Here is a 990-nt window from a genome sequence, read left to right as displayed (position 1 = left end):
GCCGCGGTCGAGCGCGGCGCGCGTGACACCGATGCCGGCCTCGCGGGCGTAATCGAGCGGCCGCTCGCCGTCGCGTCCGATAGCCATCGGACGGCGGTGATCGACGACGAGTATCGTCTGTCGGTCCGTCTCGCCCTCGGTCTCCCGGATGTACGTCTCGGCCAGCCGGGCCGTCGCGTTCCAGTCGATCCGCCGGATGTCGTCGCCGGGGACGTACTGTCTGAGCTCCCGGGTCGTCACGCCCGGGCCGGGGCGGTCCGCCTGGTGCTCCCCGTACGCGCTGTGGATCGTCTCGCCGCCCTGTCCGACGTGGAGGTCCGGTGTCCGAGGCGTCACCGTCACCGTCGGTACGCTGCCCAGCCGCACCCGCGTTCGATACAGGCCGAACGAGTCACCGACCTCGACGGTCGGTGCGGAGAACTCGAAGCGCCCCGCGATCGGAAACGAGAGCGACGCCGTCGTCGACGCCTCGGTAGTTCCCGGGTCGAGCGCGAGCGGCGCTGTCATCTCCTCGCCGTCGACGCCCGGCGGCGTGTCAACGCTGACCGCCAACGGAGCCGCGGCCGTCTCGGGGGGGCGCCTGACCGTCAGCGTCGCGGTCACGCTCTCGTCGACGATCGCCGTGGCCGTCGTGAGGTCATACTCGACCGTCAGCCGGTCGACGAGGCGTCGCATCGACCGGCTCGCCGTCGCGGCGGTGCCGAGGAGCCAGGCGCCGAGCCCCGCCGCTCCGAGCAAGAGGATCGGCCGGTCGGCCGCCGCGCCGAGCGCGACGAGGGCAACGCCGGTTCCAGCGATCGCCCACCAGCGCGCCGTGACGTTCATCGAGTGGAGGTGAACCCCCGACCGCATTGAAAGTTGGCTTCGCCGACAGGTCGGGGGATAGCAGTACTGACAACTCATTTAACCACCGCCCTCGGAGTGAGCCTGTGTCGGTACGGATACATCGCCTCGGCGTGCTCGTCGCCGCGATCGTGCTCGTCGCCGCGA

1 protein-coding gene is annotated in these 990 nt (G+C 71.0%); it reads right to left on the bottom strand.

Translation table 11 applies throughout. From position 1 onward, the window contains the following. A partial coding sequence (locus tag DVK07_RS19580) for a DUF58 domain-containing protein (protein WP_233565535.1) occupies positions 1 to 825 on the bottom strand: 825 nt, incomplete at its 3' end. Positions 826 to 990: the final 165 nt, after the last annotated feature.

The organism is Halorubrum sp. Atlit-26R (assembly GCF_003666015.1).
Lineage (GTDB): Archaea > Halobacteriota > Halobacteria > Halobacteriales > Haloferacaceae > Halorubrum.
This window is presented reverse-complemented; position numbering and strand designations above follow the sequence as displayed.